This is a genomic window from Arthrobacter sp. 3Tela_A (assembly GCF_049311025.1).
Taxonomy (GTDB): domain Bacteria; phylum Actinomycetota; class Actinomycetes; order Actinomycetales; family Micrococcaceae; genus Arthrobacter_B.
The window spans coordinates 56,564-78,310 of sequence record NZ_JAXIOM010000003.1; the positions used below are offsets into that span (position 1 = coordinate 56,564).

Annotated in this window: 21 protein-coding genes and 1 riboswitch; of the genes, 14 read left to right on the plus strand and 7 right to left on the minus strand. The window is 66.7% G+C overall.

The window, feature by feature from the left end; genetic code table 11:
- Nucleotides 1–3: 3 nt before the first annotated feature.
- Nucleotides 4–957: a 1,4-dihydroxy-2-naphthoyl-CoA synthase gene (locus TVC13_RS01915; RefSeq protein WP_422399553.1), complete on the minus strand. Its 954-nt coding sequence runs from the start codon at nt 955–957 to the stop codon at nt 4–6.
- A gap of 125 nt (nt 958–1,082) precedes the next feature.
- Here TVC13_RS01915 and TVC13_RS01920 point away from each other — a divergent pair, with 125 nt between their 5' ends.
- Genes TVC13_RS01920 through TVC13_RS01950 form a run of 7 tightly spaced genes read left to right on the plus strand, consistent with a single transcriptional unit; the run spans nt 1,083 to nt 10,899 of the window.
- Nucleotides 1,083–4,808: a nitrate reductase subunit alpha gene (locus tag TVC13_RS01920; RefSeq protein ID WP_422399554.1), complete on the plus strand. Its 3,726-nt coding sequence runs from the start codon at nt 1,083–1,085 to the stop codon at nt 4,806–4,808.
- Nucleotides 4,808–6,484: a nitrate reductase subunit beta gene (narH, locus tag TVC13_RS01925; RefSeq protein WP_422399555.1), complete on the plus strand. Its 1,677-nt coding sequence runs from the start codon at nt 4,808–4,810 to the stop codon at nt 6,482–6,484. Before TVC13_RS01920 ends, narH begins: the two co-directional genes overlap by 1 nt.
- The gene (gene narJ, locus TVC13_RS01930; RefSeq protein ID WP_422399556.1) at nt 6,481–7,179 is read left to right on the plus strand and encodes a nitrate reductase molybdenum cofactor assembly chaperone; all 699 of its coding nucleotides are present in this window, start codon (nt 6,481–6,483) and stop codon (nt 7,177–7,179) included. Before narH ends, narJ begins: the two co-directional genes overlap by 4 nt.
- Complete coding sequence (narI, locus tag TVC13_RS01935) at nt 7,176–8,024, plus strand: respiratory nitrate reductase subunit gamma (protein ID WP_422399557.1); 849 nt, start codon at nt 7,176–7,178, stop codon at nt 8,022–8,024. Before narJ ends, narI begins: the two co-directional genes overlap by 4 nt.
- Nucleotides 8,025–8,044: 20 nt before the next feature.
- Entirely contained in the window at nt 8,045–9,283 is a 1,239-nt protein-coding gene (locus TVC13_RS01940; protein WP_422399558.1) for a nitrate/nitrite transporter, read from the plus strand.
- 37 nt (nt 9,284–9,320) lie between these two features.
- A complete protein-coding gene (locus TVC13_RS01945; protein ID WP_422399559.1) occupies nt 9,321–10,046 on the plus strand; it encodes a histidine phosphatase family protein in 726 nt (241 codons plus the stop codon).
- Nucleotides 10,030–10,899 (plus strand): NAD(P)H-hydrate dehydratase, encoded by an 870-nt coding sequence (locus TVC13_RS01950; protein WP_422399560.1) that lies wholly within the window; start codon nt 10,030–10,032, stop codon nt 10,897–10,899. Before TVC13_RS01945 ends, TVC13_RS01950 begins: the two co-directional genes overlap by 17 nt.
- Before the next feature lie 35 nt (nt 10,900–10,934).
- Here TVC13_RS01950 and TVC13_RS01955 read toward each other — a convergent pair whose 3' ends face one another.
- On the minus strand, nt 10,935–11,921 hold the full coding sequence (locus TVC13_RS01955; protein WP_422399561.1) for an NAD(P)-dependent alcohol dehydrogenase: 987 nt from the start codon (nt 11,919–11,921) through the stop codon (nt 10,935–10,937).
- 155 nt (nt 11,922–12,076) lie between these two features.
- Here TVC13_RS01955 and TVC13_RS01960 point away from each other — a divergent pair, with 155 nt between their 5' ends.
- The gene (locus TVC13_RS01960) at nt 12,077–12,757 is read left to right on the plus strand and encodes a TetR/AcrR family transcriptional regulator C-terminal domain-containing protein (protein ID WP_422399562.1); all 681 of its coding nucleotides are present in this window, start codon (nt 12,077–12,079) and stop codon (nt 12,755–12,757) included.
- Nucleotides 12,758–12,802: 45 nt separating this feature from the next.
- Nucleotides 12,803–13,561: a CPBP family intramembrane glutamic endopeptidase gene (locus TVC13_RS01965; protein WP_422399563.1), complete on the plus strand. Its 759-nt coding sequence runs from the start codon at nt 12,803–12,805 to the stop codon at nt 13,559–13,561.
- On the opposite strand, the gene TVC13_RS01970 is transcribed toward TVC13_RS01965, so the two are convergent.
- Complete coding sequence (locus TVC13_RS01970) at nt 13,562–14,002, minus strand: VOC family protein (RefSeq protein ID WP_422399564.1); 441 nt, start codon at nt 14,000–14,002, stop codon at nt 13,562–13,564. It lies immediately after the preceding gene.
- Nucleotides 14,003–14,097: 95 nt separating this feature from the next.
- Between TVC13_RS01970 and TVC13_RS01975 the strand changes: the two genes are divergently transcribed.
- The 4 genes from TVC13_RS01975 (at nt 14,098) to TVC13_RS01990 (ending at nt 17,359) form a co-directional block, all read left to right on the plus strand.
- Nucleotides 14,098–14,427, plus strand: coding sequence for a hypothetical protein (locus TVC13_RS01975; protein WP_422399565.1), 330 nt, complete (start codon nt 14,098–14,100; stop codon nt 14,425–14,427).
- A 108-nt stretch (nt 14,428–14,535) separates the two neighbouring features.
- The gene (locus tag TVC13_RS01980) at nt 14,536–15,747 is read left to right on the plus strand and encodes a thiolase family protein (RefSeq protein WP_422399566.1); all 1,212 of its coding nucleotides are present in this window, start codon (nt 14,536–14,538) and stop codon (nt 15,745–15,747) included.
- Nucleotides 15,747–16,514, plus strand: coding sequence for an enoyl-CoA hydratase/isomerase family protein (locus TVC13_RS01985; protein ID WP_422399567.1), 768 nt, complete (start codon nt 15,747–15,749; stop codon nt 16,512–16,514). The genes TVC13_RS01980 and TVC13_RS01985 overlap by 1 nt, the downstream gene beginning before the upstream one ends.
- Nucleotides 16,511–17,359 (plus strand): 3-hydroxyacyl-CoA dehydrogenase family protein, encoded by an 849-nt coding sequence (locus TVC13_RS01990; RefSeq protein WP_422399568.1) that lies wholly within the window; start codon nt 16,511–16,513, stop codon nt 17,357–17,359. The genes TVC13_RS01985 and TVC13_RS01990 overlap by 4 nt, the downstream gene beginning before the upstream one ends.
- A gap of 461 nt (nt 17,360–17,820) precedes the next feature.
- Here the strand turns inward: TVC13_RS01990 and TVC13_RS01995 are convergent, their stop codons facing one another.
- Both TVC13_RS01995 and TVC13_RS02000 read right to left on the minus strand, forming a co-directional pair.
- Nucleotides 17,821–18,378 (minus strand): hypothetical protein, encoded by a 558-nt coding sequence (locus TVC13_RS01995; protein WP_422399569.1) that lies wholly within the window; start codon nt 18,376–18,378, stop codon nt 17,821–17,823.
- A 28-nt stretch (nt 18,379–18,406) separates the two neighbouring features.
- On the minus strand, nt 18,407–19,210 hold the full coding sequence (locus TVC13_RS02000) for a MerR family transcriptional regulator (protein ID WP_422399570.1): 804 nt from the start codon (nt 19,208–19,210) through the stop codon (nt 18,407–18,409).
- A gap of 98 nt (nt 19,211–19,308) precedes the next feature.
- On the opposite strand from TVC13_RS02000, the gene TVC13_RS02005 reads away from it, so the two are divergent.
- Nucleotides 19,309–20,055: a tyrosine-protein phosphatase gene (locus tag TVC13_RS02005; protein WP_422399571.1), complete on the plus strand. Its 747-nt coding sequence runs from the start codon at nt 19,309–19,311 to the stop codon at nt 20,053–20,055.
- A 65-nt stretch (nt 20,056–20,120) separates the two neighbouring features.
- Here TVC13_RS02005 and TVC13_RS02010 read toward each other — a convergent pair whose 3' ends face one another.
- Together TVC13_RS02010 and TVC13_RS02015 are read right to left on the minus strand one after the other, a co-directional pair.
- On the minus strand, nt 20,121–20,507 hold the full coding sequence (locus TVC13_RS02010) for a hypothetical protein (RefSeq protein ID WP_422399572.1): 387 nt from the start codon (nt 20,505–20,507) through the stop codon (nt 20,121–20,123).
- 15 nt (nt 20,508–20,522) lie between these two features.
- A riboswitch (SAM riboswitch) is annotated at nt 20,523–20,655 on the minus strand.
- Nucleotides 20,656–20,774: 119 nt separating this feature from the next.
- Nucleotides 20,775–21,674, minus strand: a complete 900-nt coding sequence (locus TVC13_RS02015; protein WP_422399573.1) for an SGNH/GDSL hydrolase family protein — start codon at nt 21,672–21,674, stop codon at nt 20,775–20,777.
- Nucleotides 21,675–21,747: the final 73 nt, after the last annotated feature.

Genomic DNA, 21,747 nt, shown 5'->3' on the forward strand with positions numbered 1-21,747 from the left:
GTCCTAGAAGTAGTAGGGGAAGTTGGACCAGTCCGGGTCCCGTTTCGCCAGGAACGCTTCCTTGCCCTCCACCGCCTCATCAGTCATGTACGCCAGCCGGGTGGCTTCGCCGGCGAACACCTGCTGGCCGGCCAGGCCGTCGTCGGCCAGGTTGAAGGCGAACTTGAGCATGCGGATTGCCTGCGGCGACTGCCGGGCAATGTCCGCGGCATATTCAAGCGCCACTTTTTCAAGGTTTTCGTGGTCCACCGCTTCGTTGACGGCGCCCATGGCCACCATGTCCTCGGCGGAGTATTCGCGGGCCAGGAAGAAGATCTCCCGGGCACGCTTCTGGCCGATCTGGCGGGCCAGCAGCGCCGAACCGTAGCCGGCGTCGAAACTGCCAACAGTGGCATCGGTCTGCTTGAACTTTCCGTGCTGGCGGGAAGCGATGGTCAGGTCGGAAACAACATGCAGGCTGTGCCCGCCCCCGGCTGCCCAGCCGTTGACGACGGCGATGACCACCTTGGGCATGGTGCGCATCAGGCGCTGCACTTCCAGGATGTGCAGCCGGCCGGCGCGGGCCGGATCAATTGTTTCCTGGGTCTCGCCGTCGGCGTACCGGTACCCGTCCCGGCCGCGGATCCGCTGGTCTCCGCCGGAGCAGAAGGAGTGCCCGCTGTCCTTGGGGGAGGGGCCGTTGCCCGTGAGCAGGACGGTGGCGACGTCGGGGGTCATCCGCGCGTGGTCCATCGCCCGGTACAGCTCGTCCACGGTGCCCGGACGGAATGCGTTGCGCACCTCCGGGCGGTTGAAGGCGATCCGCACGGTGGGCAGGTCGCGCACGACGGCGCCGTCGGCGTCGCGCTCCACCTGGCGGTGGTAGGTCATGTCGGTGAAGTCATCGAAGCCGCCAACCACCCTCCACTGCGTGGGATCGAAGATGTCAGAGACCTGCTCGGGAAGTTGTGTGCTCACGGATCGAGTTTATCGCGGCCGCAAAACCCGGCCTGCGGGCCGGCAGCGGCGGCATCTTCGCCGGCGCCGGACGGGAATCCGGCTGCAAGCTGTTGACCCCGGGAAGCGGCGCGTAACTTGAATAAATGGCTAGCAGCTCCGTAACGGGGACAGACGGCCCCGCTTCCGATGCACTCCTAAAACTCGGCAGGTTTTTCACCCGCTGGGATGAGACGGCCGACGGCCGGGCGGTCTTCCGTGAAGGCGGACGGAAAGGCGACGCGTTCTACCGGAACCGGTGGAGCCATGACAAGGTGGTCCGCTCCACGCACGGGGTGAACTGCACCGGGTCCTGCTCCTGGAAGGTCTACGTCAAGGACGGGATCATCACCTGGGAAGCGCAGGAAACCGACTATCCCACGGTGGGTCCGGACCGGCCGGAATACGAGCCCCGCGGCTGCCCGCGCGGCGCTGCATTCTCCTGGTACACCTATTCGCCAACCCGCGTGCGCTACCCCTACATCCGCGGGGTGCTGCTGGAAATGTACCGGGAAGCAAAGCGCTCTTCCGGCGGGGATCCGGTGCTGGCCTGGGAAGCCCTGGTGGCTGATCCCGACAAGCGCCGCACCTGGCAGCAGGCCCGCGGCAAGGGCGGGCTGGTGCGTTCCAGCTGGCAGGAGGCCCTGGAGATGACGGCGGCGGCGCACGTCGCCACGGTCAAGAACTTCGGCCCGGACCGCTGCACCGGCTTCTCGCCGATCCCGGCCATGTCCATGGTTTCCCACGCTGCCGGGGCCCGGTTCATCAACCTGATCGGCGGGGTGATGAACAGTTTCTACGACTGGTACGCGGACCTTCCGGTAGCGTCCCCACAGGTCTTCGGCGACCAGACGGACGTCCCGGAATCCGGTGACTGGTGGGACGCGACCTACCTGATGATGTGGGGCTCCAACATTCCCGTGACCCGGACCCCGGACGCGCACTGGATGGTGGAAGGACGCTACCGGGGCACGAAGGTGGTCTCCGTCAGCCCGGACTACGCGGACAACACCAAGTTCGCCGACGAATGGCTGCCGGTCCAGGCCGGCTCCGATGCCGCCATGGCGATGGCCATGGGGCATGTGATCCTCAAGGAGAACTTCGTGGACCGGCGGGTACCGTTCTTCGAGGACTATGTGCTGCAGTACACCGACCTGCCGTTCCTGGTCACCCTGGTGGACGGCCCGGACGGCACCACCGTTCCCGGGAAGTTCCTCACAGCTCAGGACCTGGGCGGCGAGAGCGCGCAGGCTGCGGACGCCGCGTTCAAGACCGTCCTGCTGGATAGGTCCAGCGGCGCCGCGGTGGTGCCCAACGGTTCACTGGGCTTCCGCTACAACGACGCCGACGCCGGCAAATGGAACCTGGATCTGGGCGGCGTGGTACCCGCACTGTCCCTGGCCGACGCCGCCGGCTGGCTGGGCGAGACCAGCGGCGTCGACCTCCCCGTGTTCTCCGACCCGTCCGGTACGGGTTCCGTGGTGCACCGAGGCGTGCCGGTAACGCAGGTGGCCGGAAAGCGGGTCACCACCGTCTTTGACCTGATGCTGGCCCAGTACGGCGTGGGCCGGGAGGGGCTGCCCGGGATCTGGGCAGCGGGGTATGACGACGCCGCCACGGCCTACACGCCCGCCTGGCAGGAGGAACTGACCTCGGTCAAACCATCGGCAGTCATCCGCACCGCCAGGGAATTCGCGGCCAACGCGGAGAAATCCAACGGCCGGTCCATGATCATCCTCGGCGCCGGAATCTGCCAGTGGTACCACGGGGACGTGACGTACCGGGCCATCCTGGCCATGCTCATGCTGACCGGGTGCGAGGGACGCAACGGCGGCGGCTGGGCGCACTACGTGGGCCAGGAGAAGTGCCGGCCCATCACCGGCTGGGCCGCCATGGCCTCGGCCGGGGACTGGAACCGCCCGCCGCGCTTTATGATCGGCACCGCGTTCTGGTACATGCACACGGACCAGTTCCGCTCCGACGGGTACTCCACCGACGGTGTTCAGTCCCCGCTGGCGGAAGGCCACCTGCGCGGCATGCACTCCGCGGACGTGATTGCCAAGTCCACCCGGATGGGCTGGATGCCGTTCTTCCCGCAGTTTGACGCGAAGAACTCGCTGGACGTCGCGGACGAGGCCGCCGCCGGCGTCGAACGCGGGGAAGCCGAAACACCGGCCCGCTGGGTGGCGGACCGGCTGAAGGAGGGGCAGCTGCGTTTTGCGGTGGAGGACGTGGACGCCCCGGCGAACTGGCCGCGGACGCTGATCCTGTGGCGCTCCAACCTGCTGGGCTCGTCGGCCAAAGGCGAGGAGTACTTCCAGAAGCACCTGCTGGGCACCCTGAACAATGTCCTGGGCACTGACCACGGCGATGCCCGTCCCAGGGACGTGGTGTGGCGGGAGGAAGCACCACAGGGCAAGCTCGACCTGCTGGTCTCCGCCGACTTCCGGATGACAAGTTCCACCCTGCTGTCCGACGTCGTGTTCCCGGCCGCCACCTGGTACGAGAAATACGACCTGTCCTCCACAGACATGCACCCCTACGTGCACGCCTTCACCCCGGCCATCGCGCCTCCGTGGGAGTCAAAGTCGGACTTCGAGCTCTTCCGGCTGCTTTCCGTGGAGTTCTCCCGGCAGGCCGCCACGCACCTGGGCGTCCGGAACGACCTGGTGGCCACGGCCCTGACCCATGACACCCCGGGGGAGATCGCCCAGCCCGGCGGCCATGCCCCGGACTGGAAAGGCACGGACATTCCCGCCGTGCCGGGGCGGAACCTGCCCAATCTTGCGGTTGTGGAACGCGACTACACAGCCATCGCGGACAAGTTCGTTGCGATGGGCCCGCTGGCGGAGAAGCTGGGCTTCACCACCAAGTACGTCACCTACAAAGTTGACAAACAGGTGCGGCAGCTGGCGCAGAAACACGGTGTCTTCGACTCCGGTGCAGCCCGCGGCAGGCCGGCCGTGGACACCGACGCACGGATGGCGGAGGCAATCCTGCTCTTCTCCGGCACCACCAACGGCGAACTGGCAGTCCAGGGCTTCGAAACCCTGGAACAGCGCACCGGCACCCCGCTGGCTGACCTGGCTATGGGCGCGGAAGACAAGATCATCACCTTCCGTGACACACAGGACCGCCCGACGCCGGTGATCACCTCCCCGGAATGGTCCGGTTCGGAGTCCGGCGGCAGGCGCTACGCCCCGTTCACCATCAACATTGAACGGCTCAAGCCCTTCCACACCCTCACCGGGCGGATGCACTTCTTCCTGGACCACGACTGGATCCGGGACATGGGTGAGGCGCTTCCGGTGTTCCGCCCGCCCCTGGATATGCACCGGCTCTTCGGCGAACCCCAGCTCGGAACCAGAGGCGAGCTGTCCGTGGCGGTACGGTACCTGACCCCGCACAACAAGTGGTCCATCCACTCCGAGTACCAGGACAACCTCTTTATGCTCTCGCTCTCCCGCGGCGGCACAGCAGTGTGGATGAGTCCGCAGGACGCGGAGCTGATCCAGGTGGCGGACAACGACTGGGTGGAATGCGTGAACACCAACGGGGTGCTGGTGGGCCGGGCCATCGTCTCCAGCCGGATGCCCGCCGGGGTGGTGTACGTCCATCACGCCCAGGAACGCATTATCGATACCCCGAAGTCCGAGGCCACCGGCCGGCGCGGCGGGATCCACAACTCCGTGACGCGGATCCTGGTCAAACCCAGTCACATGATCGGCGGCTATGCCCAGCTGTCCTGGGCCTTCAACTACCTGGGCCCCACGGGTAACCAGCGGGACATTGTCTCGGTGGTCCGGCGGCGCTCGCAGGAGGTGGATTTCTGATGAGGATCATGGCGCAGACGGCAATGGTGATGGCGCTGGACAAGTGCATTGGCTGCCACACCTGTTCGGTGACCTGCAAGCAGGCGTGGACCAACCGGGCCGGCACCGAGTACGTGTGGTTCAACAACGTGGAGACCCGGCCCGGGCAGGGCTATCCCCGGCGCTGGGAAGACCAGGAAAAATGGCGCGGCGGATGGGAACTGAACCGGCGCGGGAACCTGAAGCTGAAGTCCGGCGGGCGGGCCGCGAAGCTTTTTGGCCTGTTTGCTTCACCCGTGCAGCCCGAGCTCAGCGATTACTACGAACCGTGGACCTATGACTACGAGAACCTCATCCAGGCCCCGGCCGGGAACGATTTTCCGGTGGCCCGGCCCAAGTCCCTGATCACCGGGGAGAACATGAAGATCCAGTGGTCGGCGAACTGGGACGACAATCTGGGCGGCGCCCCGGAAACCGCGCAGCAGGATCCTGTGGTGGAGAAGCTGCGCCGGGACGCCGAGGAGAAGGTCAAGTTCGAGTTCGACCAGACGTTTATGTTCTACCTGCCGCGGATCTGCGAACACTGCCTGAACCCGTCCTGCATGGCCTCCTGCCCCTCCGGTGCCATCTACAAGCGGGAGGAAGACGGAATCGTCCTGGTGGACCAGGACCGCTGCCGCGGCTGGCGGCAGTGCGTCACCGGCTGCCCGTACAAGAAGATGTACTTCAACCACCGCTCCGGCAAGGCGGAGAAGTGCACGTTCTGTTATCCCCGGATCGAGGTGGGGCTGCCCCCCGTGTGCGCGGAGACCTGCGTGGGACGGCTGCGGTACATCGGGATTTTCCTGTACGACGCCGACCGCGTCACCGAGGCGGCGGCCACCCCCAACGAGCAGGACCTCTACGAAGCGCAGCTGGACCTGATGATGGATCCGAACGACCCGGAGGTCATTGCCGCCGCGCGGGCCGAAGGCATCCCGGAGGACTGGCTCGATGCAGCACGCCGGTCGCCGGTGTACGCGCTGGCGAAGGAGCTGAGGGTGGCGCTGCCGCTGCACCCGGAATACCGGACCATGCCCATGGTCTGGTACGTCCCGCCGCTGTCCCCGATCGTGGACGTGCTCAAGGACCAAGGGCACGACGGCGAGGACGCCGCCAACCTGTTCGGCGCCATCGAGGCGCTGCGCATCCCGGTGGAATACCTCGCGGAACTCTTTACCGCCGGGGACACGGACCTGGTGACCGCAGTGCTGCGCAAGCTGGCGGCCATGCGTGCCTACATGCGGGCAATCACCCTGGGCGACGCTCCGGAAGAATCGATCGCCACGGACGTGGGCATGACCGGTGAATCCATCGTTCGGATGTACCGCCTGATGGCAGTGGCCAAATACGAGGAACGGTACGTCATTCCCAGCGCCCATCTGGAGGACGCCCACAACCTCGAGGAGATCGGCTGCTCGCTGGATACGGACGGCGGGCCCGGCATGGGCCAGACCGGGGTGTTCGGCGAAGCGTCCGGGCGTCCCATGCCCGTGGCAGTGGAGAACTTTAACGCCCTGGACGCCCGGCAGCGCGGCGACGACCCGGCCGGGAACCGGGACATGACCGGCCGGGTCAACCTGCTGAACTGGGACGGCCGGGGAGGCACCCAGGGTCTGTTTCCGCCCGGTCCCCAGGACGGGGGTGAGCGGAAATGAGCCTGCTGGAGAAGCTCCTCGGCAAACCAGGCAAGGGCACGGTGGCGCCCGAAGCGTATGCCGACAGGAATCCCCGGCGCAGCGCCGTCGTCCGCCAGGTGGCGTCGCTGCTGCTTCAGTATCCGGACGAAGACCTGCAGGCCTCACTGCCGCTGCTGCGCACCGCACTGGAGGAGGCCGGGGCACTCACCGACGGCATGGAGGAGCTTTTCGCCTCGTTCTCCGCCCGGCCGCTGACGGAGGTCCAGAGCGAGTACGTCCAGGAGTTCGACCTGTCCAAACGGCACAGCCTGCACCTGACGTACTGGACGGACGGTGACACACGGCGGCGGGGTGAAGCGCTGGCAGCGTTCAAGGAGGTCTACCGCGAACACGGGATGCTTCCGGAAGGTACAGAGCTGCCGGACTACCTTCCGCTGGTCCTCGAATTTGCTGCCAAGGTGTCACCTGCGGACGGGTATGAGCTGCTGCAGCGCTACCGGCCGTCCCTTGAACTGCTGCGCCTGGCACTGCGGGACGCCGGCCTGCCGCACACGCATGTGCTGTCCCTGGTCTGTTCGACCCTCCCCGGGGTGTCACCCGAGGACGCGCAGACGGTGATGCGCACCGCCGGCTACGGCCCGCCCACCGAAACCGTGGGACTGGAACCGTACAGCTCCCGGCTGCTGCCCCTGTCCGAAAGGAACCGGCCATGAGAAGCACAGCGATGCTGCCCGCAGACCTGCCGGCCTCCCTGCCGGCTGACGTCGCTCCGGCGGAGAACGTCCAGGTCACGCTGGGGGACGTCATGCTCTGGGGTGTGCTGCCCTATGTGGTGATCGCCGTCCTGGTGCTGGGCTCCATCTGGCGGTACCGGTACGACCAGTTCGGCTGGACCACCCGGTCCTCCCAGCTCTACGAAGCGCGGATCCTTCGCATCGCCTCTCCGCTGTTCCACTTCGGGATCCTGGCAGTAATTGCCGGTCACTTCATCGGGCTGGTGATTCCCCAGGCCTGGACGAAGGACGTTGGGATCTCCGAGGGGCTGTACCACGCGATGGCCCTGGGGATCGGGCTCATCGCCGGTATTGGAACCATGGTGGGCGTGGTTCTGCTGATTTACCGGCGGCGCACCACCGGCCCGGTGTTCATGGCGACCACCCGCAATGACAAGCTGATGTACATCGTCCTGGTTGCTGCACTGTTCGCCGGGCTGGCGACCACCCTGATCTCAGTGTTCGATCCGAACATCACCGACTACCGGGAAACGGTCTCACCCTGGTTCCGGTCCATCTTCATCTTCCAGCCGGACATCGCGGCGATGACCGCCGCGAGCCTCTCCTTCAAGATCCATACCCTGTGGGGCCTGGCACTGTTCGCCATCTGGCCGTTCACCCGGCTGGTGCACGCCTTCACGGCTCCGCTGCAGTACATCTTCCGCCCGTACATCGTCTACCGCTCCCGTGGGAAGCGGAAGACGCCCGGCGCGGTACCGCCGCGCCGCGGCTGGGCTCCGGTCGGCACACCGGACCGGGACCGCCGGGGTGTTCCCCCGCAATAAGGACCACGGAGAGGACAGCCATGGCATCGGCACCATCCGCACCTGCCGCCCCGGACCTGAAATCGGGGCAGCTGCTGAACCTGATCACAGCCACGGTTGCCTCCACCGTCGGCTTCTGGGCCTGGACCATCATCGGGCCGCTCTCGGCCCGCTACACGCAGACACTTGACCTGAATCCCAGCCAGGCCTCCATCCTGGTGGCCATGCCCATCCTGGTGGGATCCCTGGCCCGGATCCCGGTGGGTGCCTGGACCGACCGGTACGGCGGGCGGCGCATGTTCACGCTGGTGCTGGGTGTGACGGCGCCGCTGGTGCTGCTCACCGCCGTCGCCGGGGAAAGCGGCAGCTACGCCCTGCTCATCATCGTCGCGTTTTTCCTCGGCATCGCAGGGACGGTCTTCGCGATCGGGATTCCGTTCTGTTCCGCCTGGTACGACCGGAGCCGGAAAGGGTTCGCCACCGGGGTTTTCGGAGCAGGGATGGTGGGCACCGCCGTGTCCGCGTTCTTCACCCCCCGGCTGGTCACCGGCATCGGGTACTTCAACGCCCACCTGATCATTGCCGGAGTCGTAGCCCTGATGGCCGTAATCAGCTGGCTGGTACTGCGTGAATCGCCGGCCTGGAGCAGGCCCACCGATCCGACGCTGCCCAAGATCCGGCACGCGTTCACCCTGAGAGCCACCTGGCAGCTGTGTTTCCTCTACGGCATCGTGTTCGGTGCCTTCGTAGCGTTCTCCAACTACCTGCCCACCTATCTGGGCAATGTGTATAACTGGGACGCCACCGACGCCGGGACGCGGACCGCAGGCTTCGCCGTCGCTGCGGTGATCGCGCGGCCCATCGGCGGCACGATGGCAGACAAAATCGGGCCCAGGATCGTGACCCTGGTGTCCTTCGCGGGCACCGTGGTCCTGGCCATGGTGGTGGCCTTCCAGCCCAGCCAGGAACGGGTCTACGGAACAGCGTTCCTGCTTATGGCCGTGTTCCTGGGGCTGGGCACGGGAGGCGTGTTCGCCTGGGTGGGGCGGGTGACCCCTCCGAAGGACGTGGGTACGGTCGGCGGGATCATCGCCGCCGCGGGAGGACTGGGCGGCTATTTCCCGCCGCTGGTGATGGGGGCAACCTACGACGCCGAGAACTCCAGCTACTTTGTGGGCCTGACCCTGCTGGCGGTCTTCGCGGCGCTGGCGCTGCTGCTGACGTTCACCGTGCGCAACGGCGGAAAAACGGACGAACGGGCGGCGGTGCCGTCGTCGTAGCCCTTGGCCCCGGCGGGCGCCGGAGTAGAGTCGGACGATGGGTGCAACAGAGCTGATCCTCATCCGTCACGGCGAGAGCGCCGGCAACGTCGCCGCAACCCACGCCCAGCGCACCGGAGCCGAGGTGATCGACGTCGGGCTCCGGGATCCGGATGTGCCGCTCAGCGCTGACGGGGAGCGGCAGGCCGTGGCCCTGGGCGCATGGCTGGCCTCGCTGCCCGCCGAGGAGCGGCCGGACTCCGTGTGGTGTTCGCCTTACCTGCGGGCCCGGCAGACAGCTGAACTGGCCGGGCTGTCCCCCTTCCGGGTGGATGAACGTCTGCGGGACCGCGAACTGGGAATACTTGACCTGCTGACTTCCCGGGGCGTCGCCGCACGCTATCCGGTGGAAGCCGAACGTAAACAGTGGCTGGGTAAATTCGCGTACCGGCCACCGGGAGGGGAGTCCTGGGCAGACGTTGCCCTCCGGCTGCGCTCGCTGCTGCGGGACCTGGACGACGCCGAGGACGGGCGCCGGGTATCGGTCGTGTGCCATGACGCGGTGATTCTGCTGCTGCGCTACGTCTGTGAAGGGCTGCTGGAAGCCGAGCTGCTGGACATCGCATCCGCGACCAGCGTCCGGAACGGCTCAATTACCCGTCTGGTGCGTCCCTCGGGGACCGGTTTCTGGAACGTCGCGGACTTCAATGGAGTGGACCATCTGGCCGCAGGCGGCGCCCCGGTCACCGAACATGCAGGAGATGAAAATGTCCACCCGCGCTGAACTGGTCACCCCCGCACTGCTGCGGTCCTGGCAGGTCTCCCGCGACGCCGAAGGCAAGGATGACCGGGGGACGGTCCTGGTGATTGGCGGTGCCCGGCGGACACCCGGTGCCGCGATTCTCACCGGCAGGACGGCGCTGCGTGCCGGCGCCGGCCGGCTGACGCTAGCCGTAGCCGAAGCGGCCGCTGTTGCCTCGGCGGTTTCGCTGCCCGAGTGCGGCACTGTGGGTCTGCCGGAAAAGGGGCAGCGCATCGACGGGAGCGCTGCTGCCGACGCACTCGGTGCAGATCTTGAAACCGCGGACGTGCTGGTGGTGGGACCCGGCCTGGACAATGCCGAGGACACCGCGGATCTGCTGCGCAGCATCAGCTCCAAGATCCCGCAGGACGCAGCCGTGGTGCTGGACGCCTACGCGCTGGGTGTGCTGCCCGGTCTGCCGGAACTGCGTGAGCTGCTCTCCGGGCGCCTGGTGCTCACCCCCAACCGAACCGAAGCTGCACGCCTGCTGGACACCGATGAGGTTCAGGACGCCGACGCCGCAGCCCTTGAAATCGCCCGCCGCTACGGCGCGGTGGTCACCAGCAAGGGGCGGATCACCGCCCCGGACGGCCGTGCCTGGGAAATACCGGCGGGCAATCCCGGCCTGGCCACCTCGGGAAGCGGAGACGTCCTGGCCGGAGCCGTGGCAGGCTTCCTGGCCCGGGGAGCAACTCCTGACCAGGCAGCCTGCTGGGGCACCTACCTGCATGCCGCAGCGGGTGACCGGCTCTCTTCTGCCAAGGGCCCGCTGAGTTTCCTGGCCAGTGAACTGCTCGAAGCCATGCCGCAGGTGATGACGGAACTGACGGTGTAACGCCGCCGGCACGTCGGGCGCAATCCGGGGAGGCCTCAATCCCGGGTAACCGTCAGGACGATTGCACCCTGCACCTTGCCGGATTCAAGTCGTTCCATGGCAGCCGCGACGTCGGCCAGCGGGAACCGGCTGTCAACGTGCGGCACAACAGCGCCCGATTCCAGCAGGCCGTTCAGCCGCTCGAGTTCCGCACCGCTCTCCTTCGCCAGCACATTCCGAAAGCGCCTGTGGCCCCGGTCCAGCATTGAGAGGAAGCTTCCGGCTATTTGGCGCTCGATCATTCCGCCGGTCACCCGTCCGCCTTCCTCGCCGCCTACCAGTGCAGCGGTTCCGCCCGGTTTCAGTGCGCGCCGGAGCCGGGCGAGGGAAGGGTTGCCTGCGATGTCGATGACCGCGTCATAGGCGCCTGCTGACGCGGCGAAGTCCTCCGACTGGTAATCCAGGACGTTCTGCGCCCCCAGATCACGCACGAAACCGGCCTTTCCGGCGGAGCAGACGCCGGTGACCTCCGCGCCGGCCGCAACCGCGAGCTGCACGGCGAGACTGCCCACCCCGCCGGAGGCGCCGGTGACCAGGACCCGCTGCCCGCTGGACACCCGTGCGACGTCGGCCACAGCCTGAAGCGCGGTAAGCCCGGAGACCGGGACGGCAGCAGCCTGTTCGAAATCCAGGCCCTCGGGCATCGGCGCCAGCTTGCGTTCCAGTGCCGCGGCGTAGCCGGCGAAGGAGCCCTTCCCGATGCCGTACACCCGGTCTCCGGGTTTGAACCGCGTGACACCCTCGCCGACGGCCATGACGGTCCCGGCCAGGTTGTGCCCCGCCACCGGCTGGCGAGGGGAACGGAGACCAAAGAACACTCTGAGCAGATAGGGAGTCCCCGTCATCACGTGCCAGGCTCCTTTGGCAAGTCCTGCGGCGTGCACTTGGACAAGGACGTCGCCTGCCGAGATAACCGGAAGCGGCAGCGTTTTTATCTTGAGTACGTCAGTGCCGCCGTAACCGTCCTGAACCACGGCGGTCATCTGTGGAGGCAGGGCGGCGCCTTGCCCGGGCACGGTTCGGCTGAGGGGTGATCGGGAGCTGGTTCCAAACATAAGAAGCCCTTCCTGGCATCGTTACCTTACTTAGTAAGGCAGACGCTACCGTACAAAGTAAGGCGGCGGTAGAGTTGGCGGAAATGAATGAACAACTGGATTTCTCCCGCCGCCCGCTGACCCGCGAACTGGTGCTCCGCCGCGCCGTCGAACTCGCTGATGAAGGCGGGCTCAGTGCGCTCACCATGCGCTCACTGGCGCAGGCACTGGGGGTCAAGCCCATGTCCCTCTACCACCACGTTGCCAACAAGGATGAAATCCTGGACGGCCTGGTGGACCTCGTCTTCGCGGAAGTCGACCTGCCGTCGGATGGGCCGTGGCGCCGGGAGATGGAACACCGGGCGGCATCCCTGCGGAGCGCCCTTGCCAGGCATCCCTGGTCGGTGGGGTTGCTGGAAACGCGCACGTCTCCGGGCGCTGCCACCCTGCAGCACCACAATGCTGTGCTGCGCGTGCTGCGGGAGGCTGGTTTCAGCATTGAGGGAGCAGGGCATGCGTATGCGCTGCTGGACAGCTATATCTACGGGTTCGCGCTGCAGGAGGCGGGCCTGCCCGTTGGCACTCCGGACTCAGACCCCGAGGTCGTGGAGGCAATGGCGAGGTCCTTTTCCCCGTCTGACCTGCCCTACCTCGCCGAAACGGCCATGTACCGCGTGATGCAGCCGGCCTATGCCTTCGGAGACGAGTTCGGATTTGGTCTGGGGATCATTCTGGACGGGCTGGATGGACTCCTGGCGCGCGAGCGGGAATTGGCTGCGGAATAGCAGGCGGCTGATGCCTGCGCCCGGCCGGGCCGATACTGTGGATTGATGGCAACACCTGACCTCCCGGCCCGCTCACGCCGCCGTACCGTCCTGCAGGAGCCGCCCCTGTCCTACCGGTTCTCGAGGGGCGACGGCGCCGCACTTGGTTTCTACATCGGGGCGATGGCATTGCTGAGCCTGACTCCAGCTGCGCTCGCGGTGACGGCCGTAATCCAGGACCCGGTAACGGCGTCGTACGCAGTGAACTTCACGTTCTACCTGATCGCCGGAATCCTCGCGTTCATTGCAGCCCGGGCCTATGCAGTCCGGGAAGCCCGGATCCTGGCGACCCGGCCCTGGCTCACGCTGGGTGTCATTCCGCTGTCCATCATCGCGATGCTGGTAGCCACCATGATCCTCGTTCTGCTCACGGGCCCGCCGGAAACCGCAGTGAACCAGGTGGCGGCACAGGATCTGATGACGTCGGTGTCCCCGTGGCTGATCGTGCCGCTGTTTGTTGTGCTGGCTCCGTTCGTGGAGGAGTACATCTACCGGCACCTGCTGATCGGCAAGCTCTCGAAACGCTGGAACATCTGGATCTGCTGCCTGCTCTCGGTGCTGCTGTTCTCCGGCATCCACGTGCTGGGGGAGTCTGAGTTCTCCGTGGCTGTGCTGGTGCCGTATCTGGCCATGGGAGCTGTGCTGGTGGGGGTCTACGTCTGGGCGGGCAACAACTTCATGCTGTCCTACTTTGTGCATGCCGCGAAGAACCTGCTGGCCGTGGTCCTCACCTACGCTGTGCCGGCGGAGCTGCTGCAGCAGTAGCTAGCTGATGCAGAACTCGTTGCCTTCGGGATCCGCCATCGTGTACCAGAGATGCGGACCCTGGCTGGCTTCCCAGAGGAACGTGGCGCCGCGGGCTTCAAGGGCTGCGCGGGTGGCGTTGATGTCGTCTCCCGAGAGCCGGATGTCCAAGTGGATGCGGTCCTTGACCGTCTTGGGCTCCGGAACCGGCTGGAACAGGATGCGCATGGGAGTCACAGGGGACCCCGGCGGAACCGGCTGCAGGACCGCTGATCCGGCCGCCCACATTCGGGTTCCGTTGTGGTCAATGACGTCATCCGGGGAGGCAAAGCCCTTCGCGAGCATCTCGTCGATGAAGTCCTGATTGGTTTCCTCGACCGGCCAGCCGAGGGTTTCCGCCCACCAGTCGGCCTGGTCGTGGGCGTTCTTGCAGTCGATGCAGATCTGGATGTCGTAAGCCATAGGGCCAAACCTAAAGCAGCTTCGGCCGCGCGGCCTTCATAATGCGGACAAGTGCCGTCCGGAATCGAGGCCTGCCCCTAGACTGGGCGGCAAATATGGCAGGGGGAATGATGCTTGAGTTCCACGACGACGCAATGCTGCGGCTGCTGGGCAGGCAGCCCAACTGGATGGCACCGAAGCCCATTCCTGCAGGCTTGGACGCCCTTCTCCGCTGGCCGGCGCTTTTTCGGAACCTGCCACAGCGGGAGGCCACCGCTGTGCGGGAGGCCTGCGCTGCTGTCTGGTGCACGGGATGGACTGCTCCGGACCGGCGGGACGTGGCGGACCTTGTGGCGGAGATCGGGGGCGAAATCGACCTCACGGAGTATCGGCGTCGAATGCGGCTGCGTTACCCGAATGCCCCGGAAGAACCGTCACGTGTTTGACCGCCCCTGCCTGTTCTGCGATTGTTTATAGAACGATTGGTCGGTAAATCCGGCAGCCGTGCGGGCAGTGAAGCCCGGCGGCGTACTGGCAACTCTTTGGGAGCAGACATGGCTGAGGCTTTTCTCGTTGGCGGAGTACGGACTCCGGTGGGCCGCTACGGGGGTGCGCTCTCCAGCGTCCGCCCGGATGACCTCGCAGCACTGACACTAAGTGAACTCGTCGCGCGCGAAGGCCTGGATCCCGCCGTCGTAGACGAAGTCATCCTCGGCAATGCCAACGGTGCAGGCGAAGAAAACCGCAACGTAGCCCGTATGGCCGCACTGCTGGCAGGTTTCCCGGACACCGTTCCGGGCATCACCGTGAACCGCCTCTGTGCCTCCGGCCTGTCCGCGATCATCATGGCCTCGCACATGATCAAGGCAGGCGCCGCGGACATCGTCATCGCCGGCGGCACGGAATCGATGAGCCGCGCCCCCTGGGTTACCGAGAAGCCGACCAAGGCGTTCGCCAAGCCCGGAGACACCTTCGACACCTCGATCGGCTGGCGCTTCGCCAACGAACGCTTCGTCTCCGGAGACCTCTCCCGCGGCGGCAAGATGACGTACTCCATGCCTGAAACGGCCGAGGAACTGGCTTCCACGGACAGCATTTCCCGCGAAGACGCCGACGCGTTCGCCGTCCGCTCGCACGAAAAGGCCCTGGCTGCCATCGCCGCCGGACGCTTCAAGGACGAAATCGTTCCCGTCACCATCAAGGGCCGCAAGGGCGACACCGTTGTTGACACCGATGAAGGGCCCCGCGAAGGCACCACCCTGGAAGTCCTCTCCAAGCTGCGTCCCGTGGTGAAGCCCGGCGGAATCGTCACCGCAGGCAACGCCAGCTCATTGAACGACGGCGCCTCGGCGATCATCATCGCCTCCGAGCGCGCTATCAAGGAATACGGCCTCACCGCCCGCGCCCGGATCGTCGACGGCGCCTCCGCCGGCGTCCCGCCGGAAATCATGGGCATCGGTCCGGTTCCGGCCACGCAGAAGGTCCTGCAGCGCAGCGGCATCAACCTGGACCAGGTTGGTGCCTTCGAGCTCAACGAAGCCTTCGCCACCCAGTCCCTGGCCTGCATCCGCCGCCTCGGCGTTGACGAGGGAATCGTGAACAACGACGGCGGCGCCATCGCCCTAGGCCACCCGCTGGGCTCCTCCGGCTCCCGCATCGCCATCACCCTGCTGGGCCGCATGGAACGCGAAGGCGCCTCGCACGGCATCGCGACCATGTGCGTCGGCGTCGGCCAGGGCACCGCCATGTTGATCGAGGCCGTGTAGTGCCGGACTTCGCGGAAGTCTCCGCGCACTTCACCACGCTCAAGGTCACCATCGGGGAAGACCGCATCTCAGCGGTCCTGAACCGGCCCGAGGTCCGCAACGCCATCGACCAGGCCATGGTCGACGAGCTGCATGCCCTCTGCACTGAACTCGAGAACAACCCGAAGATCCTGATCCTCTCCGGCACCGACGGCATTTTCGCTTCCGGCGCGGACATCGCGCAGCTGCGTGAACGCCGCCGCGAGGACGCCCTGCGCGGGATCAACTCGACGATCTTCCACCGCATCGCCAAGCTGCCCATGCCGGTCATCGCCGCGCTGGACGGCTTCGCGCTGGGCGGGGGAGCGGAGCTGGCCTTCGCCGCCGATTTCCGCATCAGTACCCCGTCGGTGAAGATCGGCAACCCGGAAACCTCGCTGGGCATCATGGCCGCAGCCGGAGCCACCTGGCGCCTGAAGGAACTCGTCGGGGAACCGCTGGCCAAGGAAATCCTCCTTGCCGGCCGGATCCTGAACGCCGAGGAAGCCCTGGCTGCCCGCCTGGTCACCGAAATCCACGAGCCAGAGGAACTGCTGGCAGCCGCCAACGCCCTGGCCGACCGGATCGCCAAGCAGGATCCGCTGGCCGTACGCATCACCAAGTCCGTCTTCGCTGCGCCCGCCGAGGCGCACCCCGTGATCGACACCCTCGCCCAGGGCATCCTCTTCGAGTCCGAGGCGAAGTTCGACCGTATGCAGGCATTCCTGGAAAGGAAGAAAAAGAAATGACAGTTCCCTCCAAGGTTGGTGTTCTCGGCGGCGGCCGCATGGGTGCGGGCATCGCCCACGCCTTCTGCACGGCCGGTGCCTCCGTCGTCGTCGTCGAGCGTGACGAGCAGGCCGCCAGTGCAGCCTACGAGCGCGTTGCCTCCAATCTCGCCAAGAGCGTTGAGCGCGGCACCACGGATGAGACCCTCGATGCCCTGGTGGCCCGGCTTAGCGTCTCCACCGATTATGCAGACTTCGCCGGCTCCGGCCTGGTCGTCGAGGCAGTTCCGGAAGACTTTTCGCTGAAGGCCACCGCGCTGACGGCTGTGGAGGAACAGCTCGACGCCGATGCCTGGCTCGCGTCGAACACCTCCTCACTGTCTGTTTCGGAGCTGGCGGAAAAGCTGCAGCGTCCGGAGCGGTTCTGCGGCCTGCACTTCTTCAACCCCGTTCCGGCTTCCACCCTGATCGAGGTGGTGCTGGGCAAGCAGACCTCAGAGGAACTCGCGTCCGCCGCCCGGACCTGGGTGGCAGACCTCGCCAAGACGCCCGTCGTCGTCAACGACGCTCCCGGTTTCGCCAGCTCCCGCCTCGGGGTGGCGATTGCTCTCGAGGCCATGCGCATGGTTGAGGAGGGTGTGGCCTCTGCCGAAGACATCGACGCCGCCATGGTTCTGGGCTACAAGCACCCGACAGGCCCGCTGAAGACCACGGACATCGTGGGACTGGACGTGCGCCTGGGCATCGCGGAGTACCTCGCCTCCACCCTCGGCCCGCGCTTCGAGCCGCCGCAGATCCTGCGGGACAAGGTTGCCCGCGGTGAACTCGGCCGCAAGTCCGGCAAGGGTTTCTTCGACTGGAGCTAGTTCTTGCGCCGCTGAGCTCGGCAGCAAGCCCGCATGCTTCGCCTCTTGAGGGAGCATGCGGGCTTGCTGCCGTTAATGCTGCGGACTTGTGGCCCGGGCCTTGCGGGCCGGACCGGGAGCGGGGCGGAGCTGATTCTGGGTCGTTTTGCCTGGCCTGTCCCGCGTCCTGTGTCGCAATAACGCTGCTCTGGGTACGGTTGCTGCGTCCTGTGTCGCAATAACGCTGCCCTCGCCGGTTTGAAGCGACGTTATTGCGCCACTGGATTTCGCAGAGCCGGGCTAAGCGACGTTATTGCAGCACAGGACGCCGGCCCAATCCGACCCAGCTGCATGAACACCGAGCGCAGCCGGAACACCGCTGCGGCCGCATCCTTCACTGAGTGTTTTCCGCCGTGACCGGTAATTTCCTGCCGCCAGGGCGGGCGGGCACGGTGCGCCGACCGGCCCCAGGTACAGATCAGTCAGCGCGCGGCATCGATCCCTGCACGCCATCCGGGAGCCCGTCCTCCGCGCGGCGGATACAGCGCCGCGGCATCGATGCCTGAGGTTTGAAGCAACCAGGAGATCAGGGAATTCGAATTCCACATGTCGCCGCCGGGCATCTTCGCACCCCAGACCAGGCGGGGCACCTGCGGCACCCGGGCCAGCAGCGCGGATGCTTCCGAGCCAGCCATCTCGAACAGCACCGGAGGTTCCGGAGCGTAGGCGAGGTCCGGAATCACACCGTCCTGCCAGCAGCGGACCTCATAGCGGAAGAGCTTCAGTGCCCCGAGACGCTGCGCGCCTACGGACCCGGTTGCCACCACTCCCCGCGGTCCGGAGCCCTGGCCCCACGCCGGCGTCATCTCAATCGTGCAGCGGGTCCCGGCGGTTACTTCCAGGGCTGCATGAAACAGCGGCTGAGGGCGGCGGTGTTCGCGGACGGAGCGCCAGAGCTCCCACCACCGGCTGGTGTGGATCACCACGTGCCCGCCCGCGCCCACGGGGAGCCACCACAACCGCACCTGGGCCTGCTCCATTTGCTGCCTCTCTGGTTCCAGGCTCCGCCTATGCCCGGGCGACGGGCTGCTGCAGCTCAGTCACCCAATCTGCCTGGTCCTTGGACTCTGACCGCAGATACACCTCACGGCACGGGCCTGAGAGGGTGAAACCGCGGGCGATGATCTCGGCATGCACCGCCTGCCAGCTCTCGCCGATGTGCTCCATCGAGCCAAGGTGAACGCCGCAGACCGCAGCCGGAACCGCGGGCAGGTCAGCTGCCTCCGCGCCGTCGGGCACCGGACCCGAGTGCGCGAACCCGGCGGTGATCCGCAGACCGTCCTCGCCCATGTCGTACTCCGCTACCGGCACACCGCCGGGCACGCCGGCAGGGACCAGGATTGCGGCAACACTGTCGAAGAGAGGCCCGACGACGCCCGGGACCTCGGGCTGTTCGGCCACCACGGCGCTGCGGGCAGCGAGCCGAATGGCAGGAAGTGGCTTTTCAATGATCTCGATCTGGGACATGGCATTTTCCTTTTCAATGAGGTGGAGCCTGCGCTCGACGTCGATGAGCCGTGCAGCCGCTACCCTCGCCTCTTCCGCGACCTCTGCCCGCCGCAGGCGCAGCAGGTCAGCGATCCGGCCCGAGCCCACCCCGGACGCGAGCATCGCGGAAATATCGTCCAGGCCGAAGCCCAGGGAACGCAGGGCCACAATCCGGTGCAGCCGTTCAAGCTGGGACGGATCGTAGGAGCGGTAGCCGCTGAACTCATCCACGTGGGCGGGCACGAGCAGGCCGGCGGTGTCCCAGTGCCGCAGCATGCGGTGGGTGACCTGACCGATCTGCGCGAACGCTCCAATGGATAACATGATCCAGTTCTCCTGCCTTCCACAGTGTCAGAGTCAAGTATTGCTTCCGGACGGCTCTTCGAGGGCGCGCACCCTGCAGTTCCGCCTACGCTGGGAGCATGGGGAACCCGCCGAACCGCAACGTCGACTGGGAAGGTGCCGCCAATGCGCGGGACCTGGGTGGAGTTCCTGCGGGCAACGGGCGCATCCAGCCCAGCCGGCTCTACCGGATGGGCCGCTCCGAATGGCTCACCGCCCGCGGTTGGCAGCAGGCATACGATGCCGGTGTCCGCACGGTGATTGACCTGCGCAACGCGGCGGAGACCGGCCGGAGGGACACCGACCCGGTGGTGCCGCCGTCGGCAGTCCGCGGCATCCGGTTCCTGAACCTTCCCACCCAGGAACCCGACGATCCGGACTTCACGGCACTGACCGGCCCCTACATGAGCTCACCGCGGTTCTACGCCGAGAATTTGCGCCGCTGGCCGGAAAAGTTCGCGGCAATTGCCCGTGCCGTCGCTGATGCGCCGCCCGGCGGCGTCGTACTGCACTGCTCAGCCGGGCGCGACCGCACCGGGCTGGTGACGGCGCTGCTGCTTGGCGTGGCCGGCGTGCGGCCGGCGGACATCGCCGCCGACTACCGTGCTGCCCTGACCGGCATCAATGACTGGCACCGAACCCAGCAGCAGCCGCGGGAGCGCCCGCTGGACGACGCCGAACTGGCGGCCCGCGCCGATGCCGCGGAGGGTGAGCTGCTGGGTTTCCTGCAGGAATTCGACGCCGCTGCCTACCTGCGCCGGGCCGGAACCGGGGAGGAAACCCTCGCCCGGCTCCGCTCCCGGATGCTCGGCTCCTCACCGAGATGACAGAAACTGCACGATACAGCGGGCGCTCATACGGGCAGTTTCTGCCATCTCGATGGGGCGAGGAGCTAAGCGGACCCGTGGTCCTGCATGGTCACGTCATTCCGCGGAACCCGGCCGCGGCAGGGCACCACCCTCTCAGGAGTGGCTAAGTAGAAAAAAGAGCTCCGGTTCCGGCCCTCATAGGCGCCGGGGACCATCAGGGAGGAGTACCGGGTGCACCACTGCGGCTGCCCGGGGGTGGCAGCAAGGGCCTCTGCGACCAAGGGAACATCATGGTGCCACATAAGCTGCTGCTCGCCGTCGAGGACCAGATAGATGAGGTCCAGTTCCGGGTCGGCGTGGACCTCGACGTCGATCCAGTCGTCGTACCTCATGAGGCGGCCGCCGTGGATCCAATGGATCTTGTGGCCGGGGTAGAAAGCCGTGCAGCGCGGGTCACTGGAGGGAATCACAGCGTGTCCTTCGTGGGAGTGTCCTTGCCCGCTCCGGTTGGACGCGGGCCGCTTCGTCATCCGAACCACCCGCCGAACATTGGGGTTGGTGCATGGCCAGTCGGAGCTTTTCCGTACCGGGAAGGTGCGGAGGCCATGTCTCGTGAAGCACTGATTACGTTAGCAGGCACCAGGGACACCGGTACACCCATCGAGAGGGCAGTTGCGGCTCTTTTCAGCCGCGAAAGGAACCGCAACTGGCCTCTCGACGGGTGGTCCGGGTTGAACTCAGCTGCGGCCGCGGCAGTGATGCCCCTTGCCCGGGAGGTCGACGTCCGCAGTGATGGCCGCGAGGTAACCCTCCCGGTACCCCGTGGCGTTGGGATGCAGGTTGGCCTGGGCGGCCTGGCCAAAGATGATCCACGGATCGGCGGAGCCGACGCCGTGCCCGGCGAACTCATCCACCACGTCCACATACGTGGACCGGCGATCCGGCAGCTGCGCGGCCAGGACGGCGTTCAGCGCATCAGTGCCCGCATTGAACAGCCCGGCTGCCTCGGCGGAGAGCAGTCCCGGAACTCCGGCCTCGTCGAAGAGGTGCGGGTACCCCACCAGCACCAGCTCCGCTCGCGGAGCCAGGGCACGCAGCTGCTCCAGCGACTGGCGCATCTGTGGAGCCAGCGTCGTTTCGGCGTACGCCTGCGCCGCCGCGAGAGCGGGAGCGCAGGTCGCCGGAAGCTCAGTGCCGGCGCAGGCCGCTACGACGTCCGTGAAGCGGACATCATTGCCGCCGATGGTCAGCGTCACCAGGTCGGTGTTCCGGTCGATGCTGCCTGCAGCCTGAAGTGCTGCGATTTGCTCCGGCAGGTCTACCGGACCCGCGGGGGCCGGCGGAGGAGTGCTGGCCGCCGTGGCGCCGCCGCAGGTCACGTTGGCATCCAGCTCAACCTTGCGCAGGGCATCCAACAGGGCCGGGTAGCCCTCGGCTGTCCGCCCGCAGGCATCGAGTACTGCGCCGCCGCCGAAGCCGGCTGCATAGGAGTCGCCGAGGGCTACGTAATCAACGGACCATTTCGGCCCGCGGTCCCATCCCTTGTGGGGTCCGTGGTGGCCGCGGTCCCGGTCGGCACCGGCACCCGCAGCGGTCCATGGGGTAGCGTCCGCCGCGGCACCGGCCGCAGGCAGCACCAGAGATCCTGCCGTGAGGAGACATCCTGCGGACAACAGCGCCGCTGCCCGTCCCCATTTGCGCAACCGGAAC